Annotated in this window: 22 protein-coding genes and 1 tRNA gene; 15 read left to right on the forward strand and 8 right to left on the reverse strand. The window is 63.5% G+C overall.

Annotated elements, in window-relative coordinates:
- Positions 1-88: 88 nt before the first annotated feature.
- The 4 genes from GEV38_RS01230 to GEV38_RS01245 form a co-directional block, all read right to left on the reverse strand.
- Positions 89-412: a hypothetical protein gene (locus tag GEV38_RS01230; RefSeq protein WP_015268559.1), complete on the reverse strand. Its 324-nt coding sequence runs from the start codon at positions 410-412 to the stop codon at positions 89-91.
- Positions 413-469: 57 nt separating this feature from the next.
- Positions 470-1000 carry a DUF5384 family protein gene (locus GEV38_RS01235; protein WP_015268560.1) on the reverse strand — a complete coding sequence of 177 codons (531 nt, stop codon included), beginning with the start codon at positions 998-1000 and terminating at the stop codon, positions 470-472.
- An 11-nt stretch (positions 1001-1011) separates the two neighbouring features.
- Entirely contained in the window at positions 1012-1515 is a 504-nt protein-coding gene (locus GEV38_RS01240; protein WP_015268561.1) for a hypothetical protein, read from the reverse strand.
- A 216-nt stretch (positions 1516-1731) separates the two neighbouring features.
- Positions 1732-1808: transfer RNA gene (locus GEV38_RS01245), tRNA-Arg, on the reverse strand.
- 208 nt (positions 1809-2016) lie between these two features.
- Between GEV38_RS01245 and GEV38_RS01250 the strand changes: the two genes are divergently transcribed.
- The 8 genes from GEV38_RS01250 to GEV38_RS01285 all read left to right on the forward strand — a co-directional run bounded on the left by GEV38_RS01250 (position 2017) and on the right by GEV38_RS01285 (position 9213).
- A complete protein-coding gene (locus GEV38_RS01250) occupies positions 2017-2766 on the forward strand; it encodes a GntR family transcriptional regulator (RefSeq protein WP_015268562.1) in 750 nt (249 codons plus the stop codon).
- Positions 2763-4487: a fumarate reductase/succinate dehydrogenase flavoprotein subunit gene (locus tag GEV38_RS01255; RefSeq protein WP_015268563.1), complete on the forward strand. Its 1725-nt coding sequence runs from the start codon at positions 2763-2765 to the stop codon at positions 4485-4487. Before GEV38_RS01250 ends, GEV38_RS01255 begins: the two co-directional genes overlap by 4 nt.
- Positions 4488-4550: 63 nt before the next feature.
- Positions 4551-4796, forward strand: a complete 246-nt coding sequence (locus tag GEV38_RS01260; protein ID WP_008096634.1) for a ferredoxin family protein — start codon at positions 4551-4553, stop codon at positions 4794-4796.
- A gap of 118 nt (positions 4797-4914) precedes the next feature.
- The gene (locus GEV38_RS01265) at positions 4915-6321 is read left to right on the forward strand and encodes an ABC transporter substrate-binding protein (protein ID WP_054573372.1); all 1407 of its coding nucleotides are present in this window, start codon (positions 4915-4917) and stop codon (positions 6319-6321) included.
- Between the two features lie 15 nt (positions 6322-6336).
- Positions 6337-7119 (forward strand): ABC transporter permease, encoded by a 783-nt coding sequence (locus GEV38_RS01270; RefSeq protein WP_054573373.1) that lies wholly within the window; start codon positions 6337-6339, stop codon positions 7117-7119.
- A complete protein-coding gene (locus GEV38_RS01275) occupies positions 7119-7970 on the forward strand; it encodes an ABC transporter ATP-binding protein (protein ID WP_054573374.1) in 852 nt (283 codons plus the stop codon). Before GEV38_RS01270 ends, GEV38_RS01275 begins: the two co-directional genes overlap by 1 nt.
- A complete protein-coding gene (locus tag GEV38_RS01280; RefSeq protein WP_054573375.1) occupies positions 7967-8932 on the forward strand; it encodes a HEAT repeat domain-containing protein in 966 nt (321 codons plus the stop codon). The genes GEV38_RS01275 and GEV38_RS01280 overlap by 4 nt, the downstream gene beginning before the upstream one ends.
- Positions 8932-9213 (forward strand): gamma-butyrobetaine hydroxylase-like domain-containing protein, encoded by a 282-nt coding sequence (locus GEV38_RS01285; RefSeq protein WP_054573376.1) that lies wholly within the window; start codon positions 8932-8934, stop codon positions 9211-9213. Before GEV38_RS01280 ends, GEV38_RS01285 begins: the two co-directional genes overlap by 1 nt.
- A 189-nt stretch (positions 9214-9402) precedes the next feature.
- On the opposite strand, the gene GEV38_RS01290 is transcribed toward GEV38_RS01285, so the two are convergent.
- Both GEV38_RS01290 and GEV38_RS01295 read right to left on the reverse strand, forming a co-directional pair.
- Positions 9403-10266 carry an ABC transporter ATP-binding protein gene (locus GEV38_RS01290; RefSeq protein ID WP_015268569.1) on the reverse strand — a complete coding sequence of 288 codons (864 nt, stop codon included), beginning with the start codon at positions 10264-10266 and terminating at the stop codon, positions 9403-9405.
- The gene (locus tag GEV38_RS01295) at positions 10263-11852 is read right to left on the reverse strand and encodes an ABC transporter permease (RefSeq protein ID WP_225903914.1); all 1590 of its coding nucleotides are present in this window, start codon (positions 11850-11852) and stop codon (positions 10263-10265) included. The genes GEV38_RS01290 and GEV38_RS01295 overlap by 4 nt, the downstream gene beginning before the upstream one ends.
- Positions 11853-12149: 297 nt before the next feature.
- Here GEV38_RS01295 and GEV38_RS01300 point away from each other — a divergent pair, with 297 nt between their 5' ends.
- Together GEV38_RS01300 and GEV38_RS01305 are read left to right on the forward strand one after the other, a co-directional pair.
- On the forward strand, positions 12150-13187 hold the full coding sequence (locus GEV38_RS01300; protein WP_054573378.1) for an ABC transporter substrate-binding protein: 1038 nt from the start codon (positions 12150-12152) through the stop codon (positions 13185-13187).
- 37 nt (positions 13188-13224) lie between these two features.
- Complete coding sequence (locus GEV38_RS01305; protein ID WP_015268572.1) at positions 13225-14130, forward strand: TauD/TfdA family dioxygenase; 906 nt, start codon at positions 13225-13227, stop codon at positions 14128-14130.
- 129 nt (positions 14131-14259) lie between these two features.
- Here GEV38_RS01305 and GEV38_RS01310 read toward each other — a convergent pair whose 3' ends face one another.
- Entirely contained in the window at positions 14260-15174 is a 915-nt protein-coding gene (locus GEV38_RS01310; RefSeq protein WP_015268573.1) for a LysR family transcriptional regulator, read from the reverse strand.
- 156 nt (positions 15175-15330) lie between these two features.
- Here GEV38_RS01310 and GEV38_RS01315 point away from each other — a divergent pair, with 156 nt between their 5' ends.
- From GEV38_RS01315 to GEV38_RS01335, 5 genes are all read left to right on the forward strand, one after another.
- Entirely contained in the window at positions 15331-17703 is a 2373-nt protein-coding gene (locus tag GEV38_RS01315) for a TonB-dependent receptor (RefSeq protein ID WP_371929273.1), read from the forward strand.
- 17 nt (positions 17704-17720) lie between these two features.
- The gene (locus GEV38_RS01320; RefSeq protein ID WP_015268575.1) at positions 17721-19397 is read left to right on the forward strand and encodes an aryl-sulfate sulfotransferase; all 1677 of its coding nucleotides are present in this window, start codon (positions 17721-17723) and stop codon (positions 19395-19397) included.
- 338 nt (positions 19398-19735) lie between these two features.
- Positions 19736-21178, forward strand: a complete 1443-nt coding sequence (gene gabD, locus GEV38_RS01325) for an NADP-dependent succinate-semialdehyde dehydrogenase (protein ID WP_015268576.1) — start codon at positions 19736-19738, stop codon at positions 21176-21178.
- A gap of 183 nt (positions 21179-21361) precedes the next feature.
- Positions 21362-22639: a 4-aminobutyrate--2-oxoglutarate transaminase gene (gene gabT, locus GEV38_RS01330; protein ID WP_015268577.1), complete on the forward strand. Its 1278-nt coding sequence runs from the start codon at positions 21362-21364 to the stop codon at positions 22637-22639.
- Between the two features lie 135 nt (positions 22640-22774).
- Positions 22775-24037 carry a response regulator gene (locus GEV38_RS01335; RefSeq protein ID WP_054573380.1) on the forward strand — a complete coding sequence of 421 codons (1263 nt, stop codon included), beginning with the start codon at positions 22775-22777 and terminating at the stop codon, positions 24035-24037.
- Positions 24038-24152: 115 nt separating this feature from the next.
- Here the strand turns inward: GEV38_RS01335 and GEV38_RS01340 are convergent, their stop codons facing one another.
- Positions 24153-25181 (reverse strand): sensor domain-containing diguanylate cyclase, encoded by a 1029-nt coding sequence (locus GEV38_RS01340; protein ID WP_015268579.1) that lies wholly within the window; start codon positions 25179-25181, stop codon positions 24153-24155.
- Positions 25182-25244 lie beyond the last annotated feature (63 nt).

Here is a 25244-nt window from a genome sequence, read left to right on the forward strand (position 1 = left end):
GCACGGGAGTGCCAGAAACGCGACATGTCGCACAAACGAAAAAGCCCCGGGCGCGTTGCCGGGGCCTTTCCAGTGCTTCCAACGGTGATTACAGCCCGTTGGGCAGGAACCTCGTGGCACCGCTGACATCGTCGATCTTCTTGATGCGGAAGGCCTTGATACAGGTTTCGTTGCGGGTATTGCTGTCCGGGCAGTATTGCTGGACGAAGTCGTTGAAGGCCATGTCCTGGCCATTCACGCTGAGGACGCGCTTGAAGTACTCGCCCTGGATGCCCTGCGCCTGACGCGATGCGGTCATTTCCTGGTCGACGACCAGGCGACCGTGCAGGTCGACGGTGGGGAACTTGGCTTCTTCCTGCAGGCAGCCGCTCAGCAGCAGGCCGGCCGTGGCCAGCATGATCAGACGTAGCATGATGTTGTCTCTGCAACGGGCGGTCACGGCCTGCGGGCCGGGACCGCACCTGGATGGTTACTCGCCGAACAGGCTGCCGGCGCGTTTCACTTCCGCCTTGCCGGCGTCCTCGAGCAGCGACTTGGCGCCCGAGGTGACGTTGCGTGCGGAGTCTGCATTGGACTGGATCACGTCGGTGCGTGCAGCGCTGTCGCGCAGTTCGGCATCGATGTAGTCGTTGGCGCGGGCGACCTTTGCCTTTTTCGCTTGCAGGGCCAGGCGACGCTCTTCCAGCTCCAGCGCACGCAGGTCGTCCTCGTAGGCTTCTTCGCGGGTCTGCACGCGCTTGCGCTCGGCTGCTTGCGCCTGCTGTTTCTCGGCGGCACGCTGCGCGGAGGCACGTTGGGCCGCTGCGCGCTGCTGGCGGGCAGCAGCTTCGCGAGCTTCGGCGCGCTGCTCGGCGGCGGCGGCCTGGCGCAGGCGTTCGGTTTCCAGGGCGGCTTCGGATTGCTTGGTCTGCTGTTCGATCTGGTAGAGCTGATCGAACTGGCCTGCCATGGCAGTGGCGGCAGACAGTGCGAGGGCGGTGCCCAGAACAATGTGCTTCATGTGCTCAGGCCTCAGCTCTTTTTCGGATCTGGGCAGGTCGCATTTGGCTGGATGCGGGTTTCGTTGGAGATGGTCATGACCATCAGGGAGATGCCCCCCACTTCGAAATCGCACGGGCGGCCAACCTGGGCGGAGGTGTAGATCTTGCCGTTTTCCGAGTAGCCGATCAGTACGCCGGGCACCAGCGAGGTATCGCTGACCAGGGACCCTGCCAGTGCGCCGGCGCCACCGCCTGCCACGCCGCCGATGATCGCGGTGTCCTTGTTGTGGCCTGCACCCAGCGCCGCGCCACCCAGCGCACCCAGTACACCACCCACCATCATTGCGGCTTTCTGGTTCTTCTCGTTGCTGACCTTGATCTTGGTCGGCGAGACCGTGATGATTTTCACGGTCTTGGCTTCCTGCTGGGTGTTTACCTGGCTGGCATCGAACACATCGGATTGGTATTGCTCACCGGTCGCCTGGCAACCCACGAGGGTGGCGGCGATGGTCAAGGCCAGACAGTGTTTCAGCATTTTCATTCCTGATTCCCTGGAGGGTATGGTTAACCTTGCGACGATCCATCTGAAGGATGAGGCATAATGCCACTATTCTAAGCAGATGGATCCAACCAGGTAAAGCCATCAGGACTAAAGCCGGCTTCAGTAAGCGCCAAACGAAATAACGCGAGCAGGCCGACACTGTCTTGCAGAAGCGACAAAGCCCGCGCAAGGCGGGCTTTGTGAGGGGTATGGCGCACTCGGCGGGATTCGAACCCACGACCCCTGCCTTCGGAGGGCAGTACTCTATCCAGCTGAGCTACGAGTGCAACGCGCACGCATGATACCCATCTGATCCGATGGCGTCCATCGCCTTGATCTGTAGCTGTTTTTACCTTTCGCCGAGAAGAGGCCGGCAGAAGCAATCACAAACGCATCTATCCATATGCGATATCGATATTTCCACGGCAGTTATTATGCCCTCTATTCTCTGGTCACAACTTGTTATAACAAGTATCCGATCAGCGAAGAGACCCCATGGCCGAACTGCTCCCCCTGTCCCCGGTACCGCTTTACACCCAGCTCAAGGAATTGCTGCGCGAGCGCATCCTCGACGGCACTTATCCATCGCATAGCCGCATGCCCTCGGAAAGCGAACTGGGCAAGGCTTTCGACGTCAGCCGCATCACCGTGCGCCAGGCGCTGGGCGACCTGCAGAAGGAAGGGCTGATTTTCAAGATCCACGGCAAGGGCACCTTCGTCGCCAAGCCCAAGGCTTTCCAGAACGTCAGTACCCTGCAGGGGTTGGGCGAGTCGATGACGCAAATGGGTTACGAGGTGATCAACCGCCTGCGCAGTTTCCGCCATGTGCCAGCCAATGCATTGGTGGCCGCGCGGCTGCAGGTCGAGGAGGGCAGCCTGGTCACCGAGATTCGTCGAGTACGGCTGATCAACCGCGAGCCGGTGTCGCTGGAGCTGACCTGGTTGCCCAAGGCCGTCGGCGAAAAACTGGAAAAGGCCGACCTTGTCACTCGCGACATTTTCCTGCTCCTGGAAAACGACTGCGGCATTGCCCTTGGCCACGCCGACCTGGCCATCGATGCCGTGCTGGCCGACAGCGACCTGACCCAGGCCCTGGATGTTGAAGAAGGCTCGCCGATCATGCGCATCGAGCGCCTGACCCATGCCGCCGATGGTACGCCACTGGACTTCGAACACCTTTACTACCGCGGCGATGCTTTCCAGTACCGCCTGCGCATCGACCGCCAGAAGGGGAGCAAGGCATGAGCATCCAGACCCAGGACTACGACATCATCGTCATCGGTGGCGGTACCGCCGGGCCGATGGCGGCGATCAAGGCCAAGGAGCAGGACAAAAACCTGCGCGTGCTGCTGCTGGACAAAGCCAACGTCAAGCGCAGCGGAGCCATCAGCATGGGCATGGATGGCCTGAACAACGCGATCATCCCAGGCCATGCCACCCCCGAGCAGTACACCAAGGAAATCACCGTGGCCAATGACGGCATCGTCAACCAGGCCACGGTGCATGCCTACGCTACCCACAGCTTTGAAACCATCGAGCAACTCGACCGCTGGGGGGTGAAGTTCGAGAAGGACGAGACCGGCGACTACGCGGTGAAAAAGGTTCACCACATGGGCGCCTACGTGCTGCCCATGCCCGAAGGCCACGACATCAAGAAGGTGCTGTACCGTCAGCTCAAGCGTGCCCGGGTCGAAATCAGCAACCGTATGGTCTGCACCCGTGTGCTGCTCGATGGTGAAGGCGCGGCCGCTGGCGTGCTGGGTTTCGATTGCCGTAGCGGCGAGTTTCGCGTGGTGCGGGCCAAGGCGGTGATCCTTGCCTGCGGCGCGGCCGGGCGCCTGGGCCTGCCGTCGTCGGGTTATCTGATGGGCACCTACGAGAACCCGACCAACGCCGGTGATGGCTACGCCATGGCCTACCATGCAGGTGCCGAACTGGCCAACCTCGAGTGCTTCCAGATCAACCCGCTGATCAAGGACTACAACGGCCCGGCCTGTGCCTACGTCACCGGCCCACTGGGTGGATATACCGCCAACAGCAAGGGTGAGCGCTTTATCGAGTGCGACTACTGGAGCGGCCAGATGATGTGGGAGTTCCATCAGGAACTCGAGGGCGGCAATGGCCCGGTGTTCCTCAAGCTCGATCACTTGGCCGAGGAAACCATCCAGAACATCGAAGAGATCTTGCACAGCAACGAGCGCCCCAGTCGTGGCCAGTTCCACGCCGGGCGTGGCACCGATTATCGCCAGCACATGGTCGAGATGCATATCTCGGAGATCGGTTTCTGCTCGGGGCATTCGGCGTCGGGGGTGTGGGTCAATGAAAAGGCCGAGACCAGCGTCAAAGGGCTGTATGCCGCGGGCGATATGGCAGCGGTGCCGCACAACTACATGCTCGGGGCCTTCACCTATGGCTGGTTTGCCGGTGTGAACGCTGCGCATTACGTGACCGGGCGCGAACTCGCCGAGGTCGATGCCGAACAGGTCGAGCGCGAGCGCGCGCGGGTGTTTGCCCCGCTGCAGCGTCAGCATGGCCTGCCGCCGGCGCAGGTCGAGTACAAGCTCAGACGCATGGTCAACGATTACCTGCAGCCGCCGAAGGTGACCAAAAAGATGGAAATCGGCCTGGAGCGCTTTGCAGAGATCGAACGTGACCTGGACCAGATGAAGGCCAGCAACCCTCATGAACTGATGCGTGCGATGGAAGTTTCGGTGATTCGCGATTGCGCCGAGATGGCGGCGCGGGCCTCGCTGTTCCGCGAGGAAAGCCGCTGGGGGCTGTACCACCACCGGGTGGACTTCCCTGAGCGCAATGATGGCGAGTGGTTCTGCCATTGCCATCTGAAAAAGGGCGAGAACGGTGAAATGACCAGTTTCAGGAAAGCGGTCGAGCCTTACCTGATTGCGTTGGACGCACAAGAGCAGACCGCCTACGACCAGCTGCGGGTAAAGGCCGATGCAGCCTAGGCGACGCTGTGTCCTGTGAACACTTCGAAGAACGAGGGCCGCAGGCCCCGAGGACTCCGTGAAATGGCCTACCAGCCGCAAGAAATCTTCTTCCGCAGCAGCGCCCCCGTCACCATCGACGAAGACAAGTGCATCGCCGAAAAAGGCTGCACCGTCTGCGTGGAGGTTTGCCCCATGGACCTGCTGGCGATCAACCCGGCCACGCAGAAGGCCTACATGGCCTTCGACGAATGCTGGTACTGCATGCCCTGCGAAAAGGACTGCCCCACGGGTGCGGTGAAGGTCGACATCCCATACCTGCTGCGCTGATTCATCCCGCCATCCGGCGCACCACCGGACGCCCTCCTGCTGTGCCCCTCGTTTCCCACCACCCAAGCCGGGCGGCGGAGACGACCCAACTCTTATAACGACTCGAGGGGAAACACCCATGCGCCTTGTTGCAACCGTGGCCGGCCTCGCGCTGGCGCTCACTGGCCTGAATGCCAGCGCCGAAACCATCCGCATCGCCATTGGCACCCAGGACACCACCATCAACTGCGCCACTGGTGGCCTGCTGATACGCGAGCTTGGCCTGCTGGACAAGTACCTGCCGCATGACGGCAAATACAAAGATGCCAAGTATCAGGTGGAGTGGAAGAACTTCACCAGCGGTGCGCCACTGACCAATGAAATGGTCGCTGGCAAACTCGACTTCGGTGCAATGGCCGACTTCCCCGGGTCGTTCAACGGTGTTGCTCACCTGGATGCCGGCAAGCGCAGCCTGTTCATAAGCGTGCTGTCGGGCAGCGTGCACGGCAGCGGCAATGGCATCGTCGTACCGGCGGCGTCCAGCGTGCAGTCGCTGGCTGAACTCAAGGGCAGGACCATTTCCGTGCCGTTCGCCTCCACCGCCCACGGCATGCTGCTGCGTGCCGTAGCAGCCCAGGGCTGGGACCCGCAGAAGGATGTGCGAATCATCGCCCAGGCGCCGGAAATCGCCGGTTCCGCCCTGCGTAGCAACCGCATCGAGGCCCATGCCGACTTCGTGCCGTTCGCCGAACTGTTCCCCAACCGCGGCTTCGCCCGCAAGATCTATGACGGCGCCCAGGCCAACGCACCGACCTTCCATGGCGCTTTGGTCGATGCCGATTATGCGAAGAAATACCCCGAAGTGGTCACCGCCTACCTGCGCGCCAGCCTCGAAGCCGATCGGCTGATCGCTGCGGAACCTGAGAAGTACAGCGAGTTGATCGAGAAAGTCACCGGCATCGAGGCCGAGGTCAATTACCTGTTCCATGGCCCGCTCGGCCTGCAGACCCGCGACCTGACATGGAAGCCTGAATACCGTCAGGCAGTCGCAACCTCCATCGATACGCTCAAGCTGCTTAAAAAGACCGACCGCGGCCTCGACACCGACAAGTTCATCGACGACCAATACATCCGTGCGGCCTTCAATGAGGCTGGCCTGGACTACGACAAGGCGCTGAAAGACTACGATCCGCAGCCACTCAAGGCCAATGACGCGCTGACAGGCAAACCGATCACCGACTTCAGCCGCCTGGCACAGATCTGGGTGCGCGGCGAAGGCAAGGTCCGCCACTACGCTTCGCCGGAGGCCGCGCTTGGCGCCTTGGCCCAGCTGGAGCACGAGGGCAAGGACATCCGCGCCATCTACGCCCAGGCCGCCGACAGCGGAATCAAGTTGCTGGCGAACCAGGCCTGGTTCGTGCGTAACGCCAAGGGTGAACTGGCGGCGTTCCTGCTCAAGGACCAGGCCGAGCAGTATGCCAAGGCCCATGGCGGTGAAGCGCTGGACTTCGTCAGCGCCAACCAGAAGCTGGTCGCCCAGCGCTGACCGGGAGGCACCGACATGACCTGCAACCTCAAGCGCTGGCCGGTGCGCCTGGTTTCGCTGCTGGCCTGCCTGCTGTTCTGGCAGGTCGCGGCGAGCGTGAAGCTGGACCTCGGGCTGCTGACGTTCACCTATGTCCCCACACCGAAGGCGGTGCTGGCAGCTGGCTGGCAGTTGCTGACCTCCAGCACCCTGCTGGCGCACCTGGGCAGTAGCCTGTCACGGGTGTTTGCCGGATATGGCGCCGCGGCGCTGATTGGCGTGGCCCTGGGGTTGTTGATCGGCCGCTCGAAATGGGCCGAGGACACCCTGCTGCCGCCACTCGAAGTGCTGCGGCCGATTCCGGCGGTGGCGTGGATCCCGCTGGCGATCCTGATGTTCCCATCATCGGAACTGTCGATGGTGTTCATAACGTTCACTGGCGCGCTTTTCCCGATCCTGCTGAACACCGTGCACGGCGTCGAGGCCATCGACCCGCGCCTGGTGGCGTCGGCGCGCAGCCTCGGTGCAGAGCGTTGGTCGATCCTGCGCGAAGTGGTGTTGCCTGGAGCGTTGCCAAGCATCGTCACTGGCCTGGCCATCGGCATGGGTACTTCATGGTTCTGCCTGGTCACCGCCGAGATGATTTCCGGACAGTTCGGTATCGGCTACTACACCTGGGAGTCGTACACCTTGCAAAACTACCCGGACATCATCGTCGGCATGCTGCTGATCGGCGTGCTGGGCATGGGCAGCAGCGCCCTGGTCAAGCGCCTTGGGGAGTTGGCCACGCCTTGGTACCGCACGCGGAGGGCCAGTTGATGAACAGTTATCAACCAGCACCAGGGCGTATCGACGGGCGTGGCCTGTCGATACGACTGGGGCATGGCAGCGAAGCATTCGAGGCGGTGCAGCGTCTGGACTTTGCCGTAGAGCCTGGCGAGTTCGTCTGCATCCTTGGCCCCTCCGGTTGCGGCAAGTCGACGTTGCTTGGCGCCCTGGCCGGGCACCTGGTGCCCAGCAGCGGCCAGTTGAGCGTGGATGGCCAGGCCGTTGGCGGGCCGTCACCACAGCGTGGCATGGTGTTTCAGCACCACACCTTGCTGCCTTGGCGTAGCGTGCTCGACAACGTGGCCTTCGGCCTGAAGATGCAGGGCCAGGGCCGCGCCGAACGTCGCCGGCAGGCTCGTGAAATGCTGCAACTGGTGGGGCTGGCCGACTTTGCCGGGCGCTGGCCCAGTCAGTTGTCCGGCGGTATGCAGCAACGGGCCGAGATTGCCCGGGTGCTGATCAACCGACCGCGCCTTTTGCTGATGGACGAACCCTTCGGTGCCCTGGATGCGCAAACCCGTGCACGCATGCAGGAGCTGTTGCTGGATATCTGGGCAAGCATCCGCACCACCGTGGTGTTCGTCACCCACGATATCGACGAGGCGCTGTTCCTGGCCGACCGTATCCTGGTGATGAGCCCGCGACCTGGCCGCTTTATCGAAGACCTGCACCTGGAGTTTCCGCGCCCACGCCGCGCCAGCCTGCTGACCAGCCCTGAATTCACTCACCTCAAGCGTCACTGTCTGGCCTTGCTCCGTCACGAGGAAGGCCGCGAACTCCCGCGCCTGACCCCGCTGGGCCTGCCGGACACTGAGCACCCACCGCTACGGATCGCGCTATGACTGAACGAATGACTGACAACCCCGATATCCTTGCTCTTCTGCCTCGCCTTGGTGCCGCTGATGCAGGCGTGCGCCGCATCGCCCTGATCGAACTGGCCGACCTGGAAGACCCGGATGGCTTGCCATGGCTCACCGATGCACTGCTGGTGGATGTCGCCGACGAGGTGCGTGCCGAGTCCGCGCGCCTGCTCGAGGCCTGGGAAGAACCCGAAGTTGTGCAGGCCCTGTGTGCTGCGCTGGCCGATGCTGCCGAGCCGGTACGGCTGGCTGCCGCCCAGAGCCTCAGCGAACTCAAGAGCCTTGAAAACGGTCAGCTGATCCTGCCATGGGTCAAGCATGCCGATGCCTTCGTCCGTGCAAGCGCCCTGCGTGCCTTGCGCGAGTTGCGCCTGGAAGATGCTGCAGAGCCTGCACTGCTGGCCCTGGCCGATGGCGACGCCGCGGTCCGGCGTGAGGCAGTGGGTATTCTTGGCTGGCTCAAGCACCAGCCGGCATTGCCAGCATTGGCAAAGCTTGCCGCAGACGAGCCGGACACCGAGGTGCGCCGCGCGGCCATTGGTGCGCTGGGCCTCGCCCGCGACAGCGCGGTGGTGCCAGCATTGGTGGCTGCATTGGCTGACAAGGCCTGGCAAGTGCGTGAAGAAGCCGCCACCACGCTAGGCAAGGTGGGCCTGGCCCCAGCAGGCCCGGCACTGGTAAATGCTCTTGCCGATGACTTCTGGCAAGTACGTCTGCGTGCGGCGCGGTCTCTGGGGCGGCTGCGTCACGTTGCGGCCCTGGACGCGCTTGGCGAGTTGCTTGGCCACGGCATTGCCAACCTGCGCAAGGAGGCGGCTCTGGCCCTGGGTGAGCTGGGCCAGGCGCGTGCCTTGCCGGTGCTGCAGGCCGCCGAGGCCGATAGCGATCCCGAGGTGCGCAAGGCTGTGCGGATCGCCATGGCGCAACTGCGCGGGGCCTACTGATGAAAGCCCCGCAAGCTATTCGCAACATGCGCGGGCCCGGGCAACTGGTGCTGCAATGGCAAGACGGCGAACACAGCCTCAGCCATGCCCGCCTGCGCGGTGCTTGCCCCTGTTCACAATGCCGAACGGCACGGCTGCAGGGGAGCATCAGTCTGGTGCGCGATGATGTGCGCGTGGTGCAAATCGAGCCGCAAGGATATGGCGTGCAGCTGGTGTTCAGCGATGGGCATGAACGGGGTATCTACCCTTGGGCTTACCTGCGTGACCTGATTGCCCTGTGAGTCTTCTTCGCGGGCATTCGCTGTCGCATAGAGACCTGAATTCGCAAGCGGTCCGCGTACCCTGTGGGAGCGGCTTTAGCCGCGAAGAATCCAACGCGGTGCATGGCACCGGCTGCGCCGGTGTTCGCGGCTAAAGCCGCTCCCACACGGTGTAGTTCTATGAGGAGGGGCATGCCCGCTCCCACAGGCTCAGAGCGCAATCAGCTCCGGCCTCAACCCTTCGACCCGGCGCACCGGCGGCGTCAGGTAGCCGCCATCCCCGGTGACCTGGTGCAGCACCTTCTCCCGCAGCTCGTGAAGTGCCGCGCCCGTACGCAACCGTGGGTGTGGCAGGTCGATCTCCACCACCGACTTGATCCGCCCCGGGCGCGGTTCCAGAACCACCACCCGGTCGGCCAGGTAGGTGGCCTCTTCGGCGTCATGGGTGACCAGCAGCGTGGTGATGCCTGCACGTTCGCGAATAGCCAGCAGCTCGTCCTGCAGTTGCTGGCGGGTAAGCGCATCCAGCGCGCCGAACGGCTCGTCGAGCAGCAGGATACGCGGGCTGGCTACCAGGCCTCGGGCGATCGCCACGCGCTGGGCCATGCCGCCGGACAGCTGGTGTGGGTAGGCTGACTCGAAGCCGACCAGCCCCACCAGTTGCACGAACTCGTGTACCCGCCGCGCGCGCTCACCCTGGGTGAGCGGTTCGTTGACCAGGCCCAGGGCAATGTTCTGTTCCACGCTCAGCCAGGGGAACAGCCGGTGCTCCTGAAACACGATGCCGCGTTCGCTACCAATGCCGCTGACAGTGTGGCCGTCCACACGGATGTTGCCGCTGTAGTCGGTATCCAGCCCCACCAGCAGGCGCAGCAGAGTAGATTTGCCACAGCCGGAAGCACCAACGATGGCGATGAATTCGCCTTGGTTGATCGACAGGTTGAAGTTGCGGATGGCTTCCAGCGGCTGGCCATCGACGCTGAACACTTTGCCGACCCCCTCGAAGCTGACCAGGGGTGGGGTGGCATCGGGCTGGTTGGCCGCGTGCAGGTGCGAGGTGTTGAAGGCGTTCATGCGGTTCTCCAGCGCGTGGCGCGCGATTCGAGGCGTTGTCCAAGGGTGCCGAGCAGGGCGCCGACCAGGCCGATCAGCAGCATGGCGGCCATTACCTGGTCCATGCGGAACAGCTGCTGGGCGCCGATCATCAGGCTGGCGATGCCTCCGTCCGAGGGCATGAAGTATTCGGCACCGATGGTGCCCAGCCAGGCGTAGATCAGCGACAGGCGCAGGCCGGCAAAAATGGCCGGGGCTGCGCCGGGTAGCACCAGCAGCCGCAGGCGTTGCCACAGGTTCAGGCGCAGGGTGCGCGCCGCTTCGCCCAGCTGTGGCGAGAGGCTGGCGATACCGCGCTGGGTGGCGATCAGCAACGGGAAGAACGCAGCCATGCCGACGAATACCTGCTTGGCCCCTTCACCCAGGCCGAACCAGGCTGTGAGCAGCGGCACCCAGGCAAACAGCGCCACCTGACGCAACGCCGACAGGCTAGGCCCGAAGATACGTTCGGCATTGGCCGAAAGCCCCAACAGCAAACCGGCCAGCAGGCCAGCGCTACCGCCCAGCAGCAAGCCGGCCAAAGCGCGCTGCAGGCTCAGCAGCAAGGCTTGCGGCAGCGAACCATCGGCCAGGCCGGTCAGCAGGGTGCGCAACACTTCAAGTGGTGAGGTCAGGATGTTGCTGTCTACCCAGCCAAAACTGCTACTGAACTGCCACAGGGCCAACAGTGCCAGTGGCAGCAGCAGGCTTTGCCAACCCCGCGGCACGGGGCCACGGTGCTGCTCCCCTGTGGCCGCTTGCGGCCAGTACAGCAGGCGCTTTTCCAGGGCCGAGAAGCCGCGCTCCAGCAGTGCGCCGACCAGGCCGATCACCAGGATGCACAGCAGCACCAGGTCGAGCATGAACAGCTGCCGTCCCCACACCATCAGGTAGCCAATCCCTTCGCTGGAGGCCAGCAGTTCGACCGCCAGCAGCGAGGTCCAGCCGGTGGCCAGGGCGAGGCGTACGCCGGTGAGGAAGGCGGGCAGGGCAGCCGGTAGCAGCAGGCGCAGGAACAGTAGATGGCGAGGCAGGCGCAGCACCGCAGCGGCCTCTCGCAGCTTGGGCTGGGCATCGCGTACACCGACCAGCGTGTGCAAGGTGACGGGGACCACCACGGCTTTCACCAGCACCACCAGCTTGAGCAACTCGCCGATCCCGAAGAACAGCATGAACAACGGGATCCAGGCCAGGGTAGGAATCTGTGCCAGCGCCACGAAGGTCGGCAGCACCAGCGTTTGCGCCCGCCGCGAAGCTCCCAGCCAAACACCCAGCAGCAACCCGCTGCCGATGCCGACCGCCAGCCCCCAGAACAACCGCTGCAAGCTTATCCACAGGTGCCCCCACAGCTCGCCGGAGCCAAACTCCACCGCGCTCTGCCAAACCAATGCTGGCGCCGGCAGAATCTGCTCGCTCATCCAGTGCTCCCGGCTGGCCACTACCCACAGCACGGCAATTGCTGCAGGCACCAGGTATGCGAGGCCTTTGTAGGAGCGGCCTTGTGTCGCGATAGGGCCGCACAGCGGCCCCCGGAGCCACCTCCGATTCCTGCTCAGAATTCCATTCATCGGCCATCTCTCAAGACGTTGTTAGATTATTCATTTATGGAATTAAAAATTCTGAAAAATGACTTTCAAGAGATAAGAGCATGCGTTTCATGCATACGGAAGCCCCCCGCCGTTGCGTTTTCCTCATATTTTCCATGCGCTTTTCGCAAGCCAGTCGCAGGCCCGCATGCCGCCTGATTTATGCCATTCAGTTACTGAAGAATGAATTTTCTGTCTTTGTAGGTTCTAGCCAGACCTGCCTAGCTTCTGGCCAAAGCGCCGGCCATCGCCGGTGGCAGCCTGCCAAGGAGCCTTGCCATGAAAATCCCGCTGCGCCACCTGATCACCGCCCTTGGGCTGGCCTTCACCCTCAGCGCCCACGCAGCTGAACCGGCCAAGCCAGCAAGCATCCGCATCGCCGTGCCCGACCTCAGCGCGGGCAGCAAGCCCAGCGCCGGTGGCGTGGTCGACGTGCTGCGTGACCAGCAACTGCTGGAGAAGGAATTCGCCAAGGACGGCATTCGCATCGACTGGCACTTCTTCAAGGGCGCCGGGCCGGTGGTGAACGAAGCGTTGGCCAACGGCCAGGCCGATTTCGCCTACCTCGGCGACCTGGCCGCCATCGTCGGCAAGGCCAATGGCCTGGATACCCGCGTGCTGTCGGCGGGGGTACGTGGGGTGAAGAGCTACCTGGGCGTGGTGCCCGGTTCCGGCATCAAGACCCTGCACGACCTCAAAGGCAAGCGCGTGGCGGTGTTCCGTGGCACCGCCAACCAGCTGTCGTTCGCCAGCGCCCTGGCCAGCCAGGGGCTTAGCGAGCGCGAGCTGAAGGTGATCAACCTGGACTTCAACGCCGCCAATGCCGCACTGGCCGCCAAGCAGATCGACGCCACCTGGGGCCTGTCCAACCTGCTGTCGCTGCGCGAGCGCGGGCTGGTAGAGCTACCGGTCAACTCGCGTGATCTGGAAGGAGCCGGCAGTACCCAGGCGGTACTGCTGGGCACTGGCGATTTCATCCGCAAATACCCCGAGCTGGTGCAGCGCCTGGTCAATGCCCAGCAACAGGCCAGCGCCTGGCTGCGCGACGAACACAACCGCGAGGCCTATGTCGAGCTGGTGGCCAGCAATGCCAACTGGCCGCGCAGCATCCTCAATGACGACCTGGCCAAGGAAGACCTGGCCCATTACTTCGATCCACGGCTGGACGCCGAATTCGTCGGCCAGTTGCAACAGGGTGTGGACCTGGCCGCCAAGGAGCGCCTGATCCGCCGTGGCTTCCAGGTGGCCGACTGGATCGAACCACGTTTCCTCGATGTTGCGCTGCAACAAAAACAGGCCGTGCAGGCCGCCCGCTGAACCCCGAAAACCCGACAATGACCGCAAGGACACGACCATGAGCAATGCCGCCCTGGCCACCGCGCCACAAACCCTCGAACTCGACATCCACCCGGTTGCCGGCCGCATCGGTGCCGAAATTCGCGGGGTGAAATTGTCCGCCGACCTTGATGCCGCCACCCTCGACGCCATCCAGGCCGCGCTGGTGAAGCACAAGGTGATCTTCTTCCGTGGCCAGACCCACCTGGATGACCAAACCCAGGAAGCTTTCGCCAAGTTGCTCGGTGAGCCGGTCGCCCACCCTACCGTGCCGGTGGTGGATGGCACCAGCTACCTGTTGCAGCTCGATGGTGCCGAAGGTCAGCGGGCCAACTCCTGGCATACCGACGTGACCTTCGTCGACGCCTACCCCAAGGCCTCGATCCTGCGCAGCGTGGTGGCGCCGGCATCCGGTGGTGACACCGTGTGGGCCAACACCGCCACGGCCTACCAGGAGCTGCCCGAGCCGCTGCGCGAGCTGGCCGACAAGCTATGGGCGGTGCACAGCAACGAATACGACTACGCCAGCGTGAAGCCCGATGTGGACCAGGCCAAGCTGGAGCGCTATCGCAAAGTGTTCACCTCCACGGTGTACGAGACCGAGCACCCGGTGGTGCGCGTGCATCCGATCAGTGGCGAGCGGGTGCTGCAGCTGGGGCATTTTGTGAAGCGCATCAAAGGTTATTCGCTGGCGGATTCGCAACACCTGTTCGCGGTGCTGCAAGGGCATGTGACGCGTCTGGAGAACACCGTTCGCTGGCGCTGGCAGGCGGGGGACGTGGCGATCTGGGATAACCGCGCGACGCAGCATTATGCGGTGGATGATTACGGGACCCAGCCGCGGGTGGTGCGGCGGGTGACCCTGGCGGGTGAGGTGCCGGTCGGGGTGGATGGCCAGTTGAGCCGCACCACGCGTAAAGGCTGATATCGCCGGGGCCGCTTTGCGGCCCTATCGCCGGCAAGCCAGCTCCCACAGGTACATCACAGGCCAGAAGGCTGCGGTGATCTTGTGGGAGCTGGCTTGCCGGCGATTCGGGGGCAAAGCCCCCGTCAGCTAAAACTCGGTATCGCAGGCAATCAACTGCCTGACCAGCCCCTGAGCCAACGGCGATAGCCCATACCCCACCCGGCTCACCACCCCATAACGGGTATAGAACGCTTCTTCCTGCTCCACCGTCAGGTCGGCCAGCTGCAATGCCACCAATCCCCCGTCACGCTGATACGGCCGCAAGTTGGCATTGCAGGCAATGCCGATGGTGTCCGAATGCATCACCACATTCAGCAGTGCATAGCCGTGCTCGCACTCTACCGTCGGCAGAAAATCCTGCCGCCCGCTGAGGTCGCTGAGGATCTTGCGGATGTTCGGCGGGCGGAAGGTCGTGGCCAGGGGGTATTCGAACAGGTCACGTGCCCGCACGCTCTCGCGCCCGGTCAACGGGTGCCCGACGCGGCAGCAGAAGTGCCAGCGCTGCGGCGCCAGCCTGTGCACCTGGTAGTCCGGGTCAGACTCGAACTGGCGGGTGTCGGCGACGAAGAACTCGATCTCCTCGGCAACCAGCTTGCGGTTCAGCGCCTGCCAGTTATCCACCTGGAAGCAGGTACGTGCCGCGGGGTATTCGGCGACGAAGCGTGCCACCGCCCGCGGTACCAAACCCCCTGCCGGCGCCGGGCCGGAGCCAAAGCGTACAACGCCGGTAGTGGCACCATTGAACTGGTGGATCTCGTTGACCAGGTTGTGCGCCCCATGCACCAGCCGCCGCGAATGCTCCAGCACCAGCAGGCCCTGGCGAGTCGGCGCCAGCTCCTTGCTGGCGCGGTCGACCAGGCGGCAGCCGATGTTGTGCTCGAGGGTCTGGATGCTGCGGCTGAACGCTGATTGCGACAGGTTCACCGCAGCGGCCGCAGCAACGAAGCTGCGGTGCTCGACAAGGGCGATGTAGTGGCGCAGCTGACGGAGATCGATATGCATTTTTTACATTGAAACTTTCGGTCGAATGCAATTGCTGACAAGGGTTAGCCCCCTTATAAAGGGAGTCACTTATTCCACAAAATATGAATTACAAATATTTATATCGCCTAAAAGAATATAAGCCCGACTGACCGCGATTCGGTTCCGCCAACGGAAATGCTCGCCAGGGCCCATGCCTCAAGGAGCATTTGCATGTCCGGAGTTTCCCGTTGGCCTGCGCGCGCGTCGCGTTTCACCTTGCAACCCCTGGCTGCCGGCGTGCTGCTGGCGGCGTCCTCTGCCAGCTTCGCCGAAGAGCCGGTCAGCGCCACCCCGGCGGTGGAGCAGGAAGCCAAGCTCGGCACTGTCACGGTCAATGCCCGCCGCCGCGAAGAAACCGCGCAAAGCGTGCCCACGCCGATCAGCGTGCTCGACAGCGAAACCCTGGAAACCCAACGCATCTACCGCGTGCAGGACCTGCAGCAACTGGTACCCAGCACCAACGTCGCCTACGTTCATGCCCGCCAGTCGAGCATTTCGATCCGTGGCCTGGGCAACAACCCCGCCAGCGATGGCCTGGAAGGCAGCGTCGGCATCTACCTGGACAACGTCTACCTCGGCCGCCCCGGCATGGCGGTGTTCGACCTGCTGGACGTGGAGCAGCTGGAGGTGCTGCGCGGCCCGCAAGGTACGCTGTTCGGCAAGAACACCACAGCCGGCGTGCTCAACATCACCACGCGCAAGCCCACCTTCCACCGCGAGGGCAGCATCCAGCAGTCGATTGGTGAAGACGGCTATCTGCAAACCCAAGGCAGCTTCTCGGGGCCGATCAGCGACACGCTGGCCGGGCGCATCAGCGCCTATCGCACCGAAGACGACGGCTATGTGAAGAACATCCACAACGGCGACGACCTCAACGGCGGCAAGCGCCAAGGTTTTCGTACCCAGCTGCTGTTCAAACCGAGCGAAACCTTCAACCTGCGCTGGATCGGCGAATACAACGAAGAAGACTCCGACAACGGCATCCTCAGCCTGTACAGCAACGGCCCTACCATCAATGGCGTCAACCGCTACGAAAGCCTGGCCGCCCAGGCCGGCGCGACGTTGGTGTCGGGCAAGCACCGCAAGGTCAACTTCGACGCCGACCAGCAGGTGACGGTGTTCCAGGGCGGCACCTCGGTGGAGGCCAACTGGACCCTGCCCAACGACTTCACCCTGACCTCGATCACCGCCTACCGCTGGTGGGACTTCACCCCGCGCAACGACGACGGCCTCAACGTGCCGGTGTTCTACAGCGCCGGGGTGTCGGTGCGCGACAAGCAGTACTCGCAGGAAATCCGCCTGGCTTCGCCCACCGGTGGTGCCTTCGACTACGTGCTGGGCGCGTACTACTTCAAGCAGGACCTGGACAACAAATCCTTCACTTTCTACGGGCCGCAGGCGGACATCTGGAACCTCACCCCGGCCGGCGCCCTGGCCAACGTCGACACCATTGGTAACGGGCACATCGACACGGACAGCTACGCGCTGTTCGCCCAAGGCACCTGGCACATCACCGACCGCCTGGACTTCACCGCCGGCGTTCGCGGCACCTATGAAGAAAAGAGCGCCTGGGTGACCCGCGATGCACCAACCGGCGGTGCGGCAGTAACCGGGGCCGCCGCAGCAGCACGCCAGGGCCGGGTAGGCGCCTACGATTCAGGCGACCTCAACCAGTACAGCTTCAGCCCCTCTGGCCTGCTGGGCCTGAGCTACCGCTTCAACGAGCAATTGCTGGGCTACGCCACCCTGACCCACGGCGAGAAGTCTGGCGGTATCAACCTTACCGTTGGCGCTGCGCCACGGCTGGGCACCGATTCGCTGCTGGTCGGCACCGAGCGGGTCAACAACGCCGAACTCGGCTTGAAAAGCTCGCTGTTCGACGACCGCCTGCAACTCAATACCAACCTGTTCTGGGCCGAAGTGCATGGCTACCAGGCCAACGTCTACGACCAGATCAACCGCGTGCAGTACCTGGCCAACGCCGGCCGCGTGCGCTCGCGTGGCCTGGAGTTCGAAGCCACGGCACTGCCGCTGCGCGGCCTCACGGTCAACTTCAACGGCTCGTGGAACGACGTGCGCTACACCGAGTACAAGGACGCCCCATGCCCGCCGGAAGTGAGCCTGGCCAATGCCACTGCCACCTGCGATTTGTCCGGCCACCAGGTGGTCGGCGCCTCCAAGTACATCGCCAACCTCAATACCCAGTACAAGTGGCAGGCCAGCGAGCACATCGAACCCTACGTCACCGCCAGCTACGCCTTCCGCTCCAAGGCGGTGGGCACCATCGACGACTCCGATTTCGGCCAGATCCCCAGCTACGCGCTGGTCAACCTCTCCGCCGGTGTGCGCCTGGACCAGGGCGACGGCGTGGTGGACCTGTCGCTGTGGGTGAAGAACGCCGGTGACAAGACCTACTTCACCAGCCTGTGGAACTCCGCCAACGGTGGCTATGCCGGCGTGCTCGGTACCCCGCGCACTTTCGGCGCCACCGCCCGTTACGACTTCTGAGCACAAGGAGCTTTGCCATGAATGCCAAGACCGAAACCCCTGTATTGCCTGAGGGCGCCTGCCTGACCGCCAAGGTCCCCGAACGTGACGAGGCGCTGCTCGGCGACGTGGTGGTCAACCCTTATCGCCTGGCGCCGCTGACCGCGATCATTCGCGACGGTGGGCGCAGCCTGAGTGCCGCGCACGTGCGCGTGCTGGGCCGGGGTGAGCGCGGTGTGGACATCGCCTACGAGGTGTCCGACCGTTCGTTGTGGACCTATGGCGGCATCCCGGTATTCGGCCTGTACCCGGACCACGTCAACCAGGTGGAAGTGACCTACAAGCTCGACGGCGAGCGCATCCGCGAGCAGTACCAGATCTACGCTCCGGCCGTGCGCCTGCCGGTGGTGGCCAGGCAGACCGCTGCCTTGCCTGAAGTGCAGCCAGTCAAGGTAGCGCCAGGTTTTGAACAGCGCCTGTACCTGTTCAACCACCTGCAGGGGGACATCCCGGGCGGGCGCGCCTTCAAGTGGAATGCCCTGGGCGGCGCGGCGGAATGGGACCAGGTGGGTAACAACTGGATCGCCGACAGCAATGGCGACGTGCGCTGGTACCTGGACATCGAGCAGATCCACGACTCCAACCGCCGCGATGGCCTGGGCGGCACCATGGGCTTCCAGCAGACCCGCGATGGCAAGCTGATCTGGGGCCAGGGCCAGACCTACTCCAAGTACGACCTGCTGGGCCGGCGCATCTGGCAGCGCAGCCTGCCCGACAAGTTTGCCGACTTCTCCCATGAAATCCGCGAGACCGCCAATGGCACCTACCTGCTGCGGGTGGGCACCAGCGACTATCGCCGGCCCGACGGCAAGCGCGTGCGCTCGATCCGTGATCACATCATCGAGGTCAACGAGGCCGGTGATGTGCTGGACTTCTGGGACCTCAACCAGATTCTCGACCCGTACCGTGGCGACCTGCTGGAAACCCTGGGCAAGGCAGCCATCCAATTGCCGGCCGGGGTGCAGAAACAGGACGAGCGGCTGGCCAACGAACTGGCCGAAGGTGACCTGCCCTTTGGTGACACCCCGGGCGTGGGCACAGGCCGTAACTGGGCACACGTCAATGCCATCGACTACGACGCCGATGACGACAGCATCATCGTTTCAGCACGGCACCAGGGCGTGGTGAAGATAGGCCGCGACAAGCAGGTGAAGTGGATTCTCGCCTCGCCTCAAGGCTGGCCTGAGCGTCTGCGCGAGAAGGTGCTGACGCCGGTGGCGAGCGAAGGCTTCGACTGGTCGTGGACACAGCACACCGCCTGGCTGACCGGCAAAGGCACGCTGACCGTGTTCGACAACGGCTGGGGCCGCGACTTTGCGCCGACCAGGCTGACGGGCAACTACAGTCGGGCGGTGGAATACCGCATCGACGAGGCCAAGGGCACGGTCGAGCAGGTGTGGGAATACGGCAAGGAGCGCGGCGACGAGTGGTACAGCCCGGTGACCTCGGTGGTGGCCTACCGGCCGGAGACCGACACCCAGTTCATTTACTCGGCGTCGGTGAACTTCCTGACCCCGGAGAAACTGACCACCACCGTGCTCAACGAGGTGCGGCGCGGGACCCAGGAGGTGCTGGTGGAGCTGAAGGTGCACAGCCGGCAGCCGGGCAGCGTGGGTTACCGAGCCTTGGTGATCGACCTGGCCAAGGCCTTCTGACCCATCCCTCCGGGAGGGCCGTCGGTCCTCCCATCACATTTCCTTCAGCTCGTTCGTCTAACCTGTACTGGCCCTATCGCCGGCAAGCCAGCTCCCACAGGGACCCCACAGGTGCTGAATTTTGTGGGGTCCCTGTGGGAGCTGGCTTGCCGGCGATAGGGCCGGTTGCTACGGCACAGAAATGTGAAATTTCCGCCAGGGTGTTCAACCATTCGTTCTTTTTTTCGAACAGCCTATTGTCCAACACCCCAGCAGCCGCTTAGCATTCGTTTGAGATTTCAAACGCTCGATGCCCTGCCTTGGGCGCTTTTCAACAATCAACAATTCGGGAAGCCGACATGCAGCTCAAAGACGCTCAGTTGTTCCGCCAGCAAGCCTACATCAATGGTGAGTGGCTGGATGCGGACAACGGCCAGACCATCAAGGTCACCAACCCGGCCACTGGTGAAGTCATCGGTACCGTGCCGAAGATGGGCACCGCGGAAACCCGCCGCGCCATCGAAGCCGCCGACAAGGCTCTGCCGGCCTGGCGTGCCCTGACCGCCAAGGAGCGTTCGGCCAAGCTGCGTCGCTGGTTCGAACTGATGATCGAGAACCAGGACGACCTGGCTCGCCTGATGACCACCGAACAAGGCAAGCCGCTGGCCGAAGCCAAGGGCGAAATCGCCTATGCTGCCTCGTTCATCGAGTGGTTCGCCGAGGAAGCCAAGCGTGTCTACGGTGACACCATCCCGGGCCACCAGCCAGACAAGCGCCTGATCGTCATCAAGCAGCCAATCGGTGTTACCGCGGCCATCACCCCGTGGAACTTCCCGGCCGCCATGATCACCCGTAAAGCCGGCCCGGCCCTGGCCGCCGGCTGCACCATGGTGCTCAAGCCTGCCTCGCAGACCCCATACTCCGCCCTGGCCCTGGTCGAGCTGGCCCACCGTGCCGGCATCCCGGCTGGCGTGCTGAGCGTGGTTACCGGCAGCGCTGGCGAAGTTGGCGGTGAACTGACCGGCAACTCCCTGGTCCGCAAGCTGTCCTTCACCGGCTCGACCGAAATCGGTCGCCAGCTGATGGAAGAATGCGCCAAGGACATCAAGAAGGTTTCCCTGGAGCTGGGTGGCAACGCCCCGTTCATCGTGTTCGACGACGCCGACCTGGACAAGGCGGTCGAGGGCGCGATCATCTCCAAGTACCGCAACAACGGCCAGACCTGCGTCTGCGCCAACCGTATCTACGTGCAGGACGGCGTCTACGACGCGTTCGCCCAGAAGCTGGCCGCCGCTGTTGCCAAGCTGAAGATCGGTAACGGCCTGGAAGAAGGCACCACCACTGGCCCGCTGATCGACGGCAAGGCTGTCGCCAAGGTCCAGGAACACATCGAAGACGCCGTTGGCAAAGGCGCCAAGGTACTGTCCGGTGGCAAGATCATCGAAGGCAACTTCTTCGAGCCGACCATTCTGGTCGACGTACCGAAGACCGCTGCCGTCGCCAAGGAAGAGACCTTCGGCCCGCTGGCGCCGCTGTTCCGCTTCAAGGACGAGGCCGAAGTGATAGCCATGTCCAACGACACCGAGTTCGGCCTGGCCTCGTACTTCTACGCCCGCGACATGAGCCGTGTGTTCCGTGTTGCCGAAGCCCTGGAATACGGCATGGTAGGTATCAACACCGGCCTGATCTCCAATGAAGTGGCACCGTTCGGTGGCATCAAGGCTTCGGGCCTGGGCCGCGAAGGTTCCAAGTACGGTATCGAGGACTACCTCGAAATCAAATACCTGTGCATCAGCGTCTGATAGCACGGTAAAGGCTTTACCTCTGCCAGCGGGGCGCGAGAGCGACGTCTCGCTGGCCTTTTTTACATCGCAGTACCTGGTGGCCAGGGCGTTCACGGCAGTCGATCAACGAATACTGTTCGCGAGCACTCCCAGCCACCCCCGAATAAAAGCGCCACTCCAGACCGGCGCAATGAGGGCATTATGAGCAAGACCAACGAATCCTTGATGCAACGTCGTGTCGCCGCCGTCCCACGTGGCGTTGGCCAGATCCACCCGATCTTCGTCGATACCGCGAAGAACTCGACCGTGATCGACGTTGAAGGCCGCGAACTGATCGACTTCGCCGGCGGCATCGCAGTACTGAACACCGGCCACCTGCACCCGAAAGTGGTTGCGGCCGTGCAAGACCAGCTGACCAAGGTCAGCCACACCTGCTTCCAGGTGCTGGCCTACGAACCCTATGTAGAGCTGTGCGAAAAGATCAACAAGCTGGTCCCAGGCGACTTCGACAAGAAGACCCTGCTGGTCACCACCGGCTCCGAAGCCGTTGAAAACGCCGTCAAGATCGCCCGTGCCGCCACTGGCCGCGCTGGCGTAATCGCCTTCACCGGCGGCTACCACGGCCGTACCATGATGACCCTGGGCCTGACCGGCAAGGTCGTGCCGTACTCCGCTGGCATGGGCCTGATGCCAGGTGGCATCTTCCGCGCTCTGTTCCCTAGCGAACTGCACGGTATCAGCGTTGACGACGCCATCGCCTCGGTCGAGCGCATCTTCAAGAACGACGCCGAGCCGCGCGACATCGCCGCGATCATCCTCGAGCCGGTACAAGGCGAAGGCGGCTTCCTGCCAGCGCCGAAAGAGCTGATGAAGCGCCTGCGCGCCCTGTGCGACCAGCACGGCATCCTGCTCATCGCCGACGAAGTACAGACCGGCGCTGGCCGTACTGGCACCTTCTTCGCCATGGAACAGATGGGCGTTGCGCCTGACCTGACCACCTTCGCCAAATCCATCGCTGGCGGCTTCCCGCTGGCCGGTGTGTGCGGCAAGGCCGAATACATGGACGCCATCGCTCCTGGCGGCCTGGGTGGTACCTACGCCGGTTCGCCGATCGCTTGCGCCGCGGCCCTGGCCGTGATCGAAGTGTTCGAAGAAGAGAAACTGCTGGACCGCAGCAAAGCTGTGGGTGAGCGCCTGACCACCGGCCTGCGCGAAATCCAGAAGAAGTACCCGATCATCGGCGACGTCCGTGGTCTGGGCTCGATGATCGCTGTCGAAGTCTTCGAGAAAGGCACTCACACCCCGAACGCAGCTGCCGTTGGCCAGGTTGTCGCCAAGGCTCGCGAGAAGGGCCTGATCCTGCTGTCCTGCGGTACCTACGGCAACGTTCTGCGTATCCTGGTTCCGCTGACCGCAGAAGATGCTCTGCTGGACAAAGGCCTGGCTATCATCGAAGAGTGCTTCGCTGAAATCGCCTGATGTGACCTGCTTCAGAAAAAACCCGCTTCGGCGGGTTTTTTTGTGCCCAGGAAAGCCTTGGGGCGCTATCGTTGTCGGAGGATTTGCTCAGGAAGCTGCGACGGACTGTGTGGCAGGGCTATTCAGGAGTTGGCGATGAACGCTGCAGACCCCACCCCACCAAGCGTACTTATTGTCGAGGGCGACCCCTGGGTACGTGACATGCTCAGCGAAATGCTGCTGAGCGTGCGCTGTGATGCCCGCCTGCAGCTCTGCGCCGACGGCTCGCAGGCCTTGAGCGCGCTGTCGAGCAAGCCCGACCTGATCATTGCCGCGCGCGAACTGGCAGGTGTCGATGGGCTCGACCTGTTGCGCAAGGTACGCGCGAAAGACTCGAGGTTGCCGTTCATCCTCATGAGCAACCGCATTGACAGTGCCAGTGTGCATGAGGCGTTGCCCCTGCACCCTACTGCCTACCTGAGCAAGCCGCTGAACCTGGAAACTCTTCGCAAGCGCCTGGAAGAGCTGCTGCTGGCGGTTGGCGAAGAAATCGCCTGCCCGGTGCCGGCCTTGCAGCCAGGTGCCAGCCTGCCGGCCTACCTCGAGCAGCGTCGCGCTACCGCCGATGGCGGGCCGCTGCTGGCCGATGTGCAGGTGGCGATCAAGCGCGCGCTAAACCCCCAGGGCCTGAACCTGAGAGTGCTCGAAGAGGAAGTGCAGGGCGACCCGCAGATCACCGCTGTGCTGATTGCGGCGGCCAACAGCGCAGCGCTGCACCGCGAAGCACCAGTGCAGACGCTGCTGCAGGCCTTGAACAAGCTTGGCAGCACCCAGAGCATGAACCTGATCCTGGGCATGACCCTCAAGCGCAGCGCTCGCCTCAGCGACCCGCTGCTGGCGGAGCATGCTTCCCGCTACTGGGAGTTGTCGCTGCACGCTGCCGAATATGGCCGCACCTTGGCACGCATGCTCGAGCTGGACGAAGGGCGTTGTTATTGCGCGGGGTTGCTGCATTGCCTGGGCGACCTGGCGGTGCTGCGCTGCCTGCAGGAGTGGCGGCTGGCCGGGGGCGAGCTGGATGAGGATCAGGTGCAGCTGTCGCTCAATGAGTTCGGTGCGGCGTTCGGCTCGGCGCTGCGTACGCGCTGGCGGTTGCCGCTGGGGTTGCGAGAGTTGATCGCGGCGATCTACCAGCTGGGCGGCGGGGTGTACTCGCGGGAGATCCTGGCCATGAACCTGGCCGGGCAGTTGTCGCGGCTGTCGGCCGAGCAGGGGCTGGAGAAGGTGGCCAGCAGCAAGACCGCGCGCCTGCTCAAGCTTGGCCTGCCGGAGCTGAGGCGGTTGCGTAAGGTGGAGAACCCGGAGGTGAAGCCGCAGCAGGAAGAACCGCCTTTAGCTGAGGGTGAAGTTTCGGGCTGAGGTCTTGGGGCCGCTTTGCGGCCCATCGCGACACAAGGCCGCTCCTACACGGGTACGCGGTTGCCGGTAGGAGCGGCCTTGTGTCGCGATAGGGGGGCAAAGCCCCCCCCAAGGCTCAGCCGCGGACGATCTGGTTCTTGCCCTGGCGCTTGGCCTGGTACATCGCCGCATCGGCCCGGGCATACAGGCTGTCCAGCGCCACATCCTCGTCAGTCAGCCCGGTCACCCCCTGGCTCACCGTCACCCCGTAGGTCTGCTCCCCATGGCTGAAGCTCAGCCGCTGGATCTGCCGCTGCAAGCGCTCGGCAATCTGCTCCGCGACCTGGGCACTACAGCCGGGGAACACTGCCGCGAACTCCTCGCCACCAATGCGCCCGAACAGGTCACCTCGGCGTAGCACGGCCTTGCCGCTGTCGGCGATCTGCTGCAACACCTGGTCGCCTTCCTGGTGACCGTAGCTGTCGTTGATGCGCTTGAAGTCGTCGATGTCCAGCAGCAGGAAGGCCAGTGGTGTACCGTCTTCGCGGGCGCTGTCGAAGGCTTGCTGGGCGCATTCGAAAAAGTGCCGGCGGTTGCTGCTCTGGGTCAGCACGTCGGTGGTGGCCAGGCGCTGCAGTTCACCTTCGAGCTGCTTCTTCTCGGTGATGTCTTCTGCGATGCCGACGATGATCACCCGGTCGCCATCGCGTTGCTGGTTGATGTAGCACTTGTCGCTCAGCCAGCGCAACTGGCCGTCGGCATTGAGGATGCGGTACTCGCGGTCTTCCACCGAGCCCTTGAGCAGTACCTGGGCCAGGCTGCGTTCGGCGAACTCCAGGTCGTCGGGGTAGATGCTGTCTCGCCACTCGTTGTAGTCGGCCAGCACCAGGCTGGCCGAGCGGCCGAAGATGCGTTCGTAGGCGGGGCTGACGTAAAGCACCTGACGGGTTTCCCAGTCGAAGGCCCATAGCACCGCATTGACGCTATCGAGCAGCGAGCTGAACAGCTGTTCGCGCTCGCTCAGGCGGGCAACCTCGCCTTGGGCGTGGAGTAGCGCAAGCAAGGTCTGGGCGGCTTCCGGAGGCGGGGTGCCGGGCAGTGTCGTCGGAATGTTCTTGGCCATGTGCACGGAGCAGATCTCGGCGTGAAAGCGTGCGGCCAGCATCTGGCCCGCCACGCGGGCGATGTGCCAGATATGAGTGTAAACGAGAGGGCGAAGTTCCGGGCG

It is taken from the genome of Pseudomonas sp. 13159349 (assembly GCF_013305685.1).
Lineage (GTDB): Bacteria > Pseudomonadota > Gammaproteobacteria > Pseudomonadales > Pseudomonadaceae > Aquipseudomonas > Aquipseudomonas asiatica.

What these genes read in the sequence shown, in the direction of transcription:
- GEV38_RS01230 (WP_015268559.1), bottom strand. Translation starts at nt 412, where the DNA reads ATGCTACGTCTGATCATGCTGGCCACGGCCGGCCTGCTGCTGAGCGGC.
- GEV38_RS01235 (WP_015268560.1), bottom strand. Translation starts at nt 1,000, where the DNA reads ATGAAGCACATTGTTCTGGGCACCGCCCTCGCACTGTCTGCCGCCACT.
- GEV38_RS01240 (WP_015268561.1), bottom strand. Translation starts at nt 1,515, where the DNA reads ATGCTGAAACACTGTCTGGCCTTGACCATCGCCGCCACCCTCGTGGGT.
- GEV38_RS01250 (WP_015268562.1), top strand. Translation starts at nt 2,017, where the DNA reads ATGGCCGAACTGCTCCCCCTGTCCCCGGTACCGCTTTACACCCAGCTC.
- GEV38_RS01255 (WP_015268563.1), top strand. Translation starts at nt 2,763, where the DNA reads ATGAGCATCCAGACCCAGGACTACGACATCATCGTCATCGGTGGCGGT.
- GEV38_RS01260 (WP_008096634.1), top strand. Translation starts at nt 4,551, where the DNA reads ATGGCCTACCAGCCGCAAGAAATCTTCTTCCGCAGCAGCGCCCCCGTC.
- GEV38_RS01265 (WP_054573372.1), top strand. Translation starts at nt 4,915, where the DNA reads ATGCGCCTTGTTGCAACCGTGGCCGGCCTCGCGCTGGCGCTCACTGGC.
- GEV38_RS01270 (WP_054573373.1), top strand. Translation starts at nt 6,337, where the DNA reads ATGACCTGCAACCTCAAGCGCTGGCCGGTGCGCCTGGTTTCGCTGCTG.
- GEV38_RS01275 (WP_054573374.1), top strand. Translation starts at nt 7,119, where the DNA reads ATGAACAGTTATCAACCAGCACCAGGGCGTATCGACGGGCGTGGCCTG.
- GEV38_RS01280 (WP_054573375.1), top strand. Translation starts at nt 7,967, where the DNA reads ATGACTGAACGAATGACTGACAACCCCGATATCCTTGCTCTTCTGCCT.
- GEV38_RS01285 (WP_054573376.1), top strand. Translation starts at nt 8,932, where the DNA reads ATGAAAGCCCCGCAAGCTATTCGCAACATGCGCGGGCCCGGGCAACTG.
- GEV38_RS01290 (WP_015268569.1), bottom strand. Translation starts at nt 10,266, where the DNA reads ATGAACGCCTTCAACACCTCGCACCTGCACGCGGCCAACCAGCCCGAT.
- GEV38_RS01295 (WP_225903914.1), bottom strand. Translation starts at nt 11,852, where the DNA reads ATGAATGGAATTCTGAGCAGGAATCGGAGGTGGCTCCGGGGGCCGCTG.
- GEV38_RS01300 (WP_054573378.1), top strand. Translation starts at nt 12,150, where the DNA reads ATGAAAATCCCGCTGCGCCACCTGATCACCGCCCTTGGGCTGGCCTTC.
- GEV38_RS01305 (WP_015268572.1), top strand. Translation starts at nt 13,225, where the DNA reads ATGAGCAATGCCGCCCTGGCCACCGCGCCACAAACCCTCGAACTCGAC.
- GEV38_RS01310 (WP_015268573.1), bottom strand. Translation starts at nt 15,174, where the DNA reads ATGCATATCGATCTCCGTCAGCTGCGCCACTACATCGCCCTTGTCGAG.
- GEV38_RS01315 (WP_371929273.1), top strand. Translation starts at nt 15,331, where the DNA reads ATGCTCGCCAGGGCCCATGCCTCAAGGAGCATTTGCATGTCCGGAGTT.
- GEV38_RS01320 (WP_015268575.1), top strand. Translation starts at nt 17,721, where the DNA reads ATGAATGCCAAGACCGAAACCCCTGTATTGCCTGAGGGCGCCTGCCTG.
- gabD (WP_015268576.1), top strand. Translation starts at nt 19,736, where the DNA reads ATGCAGCTCAAAGACGCTCAGTTGTTCCGCCAGCAAGCCTACATCAAT.
- gabT (WP_015268577.1), top strand. Translation starts at nt 21,362, where the DNA reads ATGAGCAAGACCAACGAATCCTTGATGCAACGTCGTGTCGCCGCCGTC.
- GEV38_RS01335 (WP_054573380.1), top strand. Translation starts at nt 22,775, where the DNA reads ATGAACGCTGCAGACCCCACCCCACCAAGCGTACTTATTGTCGAGGGC.
- GEV38_RS01340 (WP_015268579.1), bottom strand. Translation starts at nt 25,181, where the DNA reads ATGCTGGCCGCACGCTTTCACGCCGAGATCTGCTCCGTGCACATGGCC.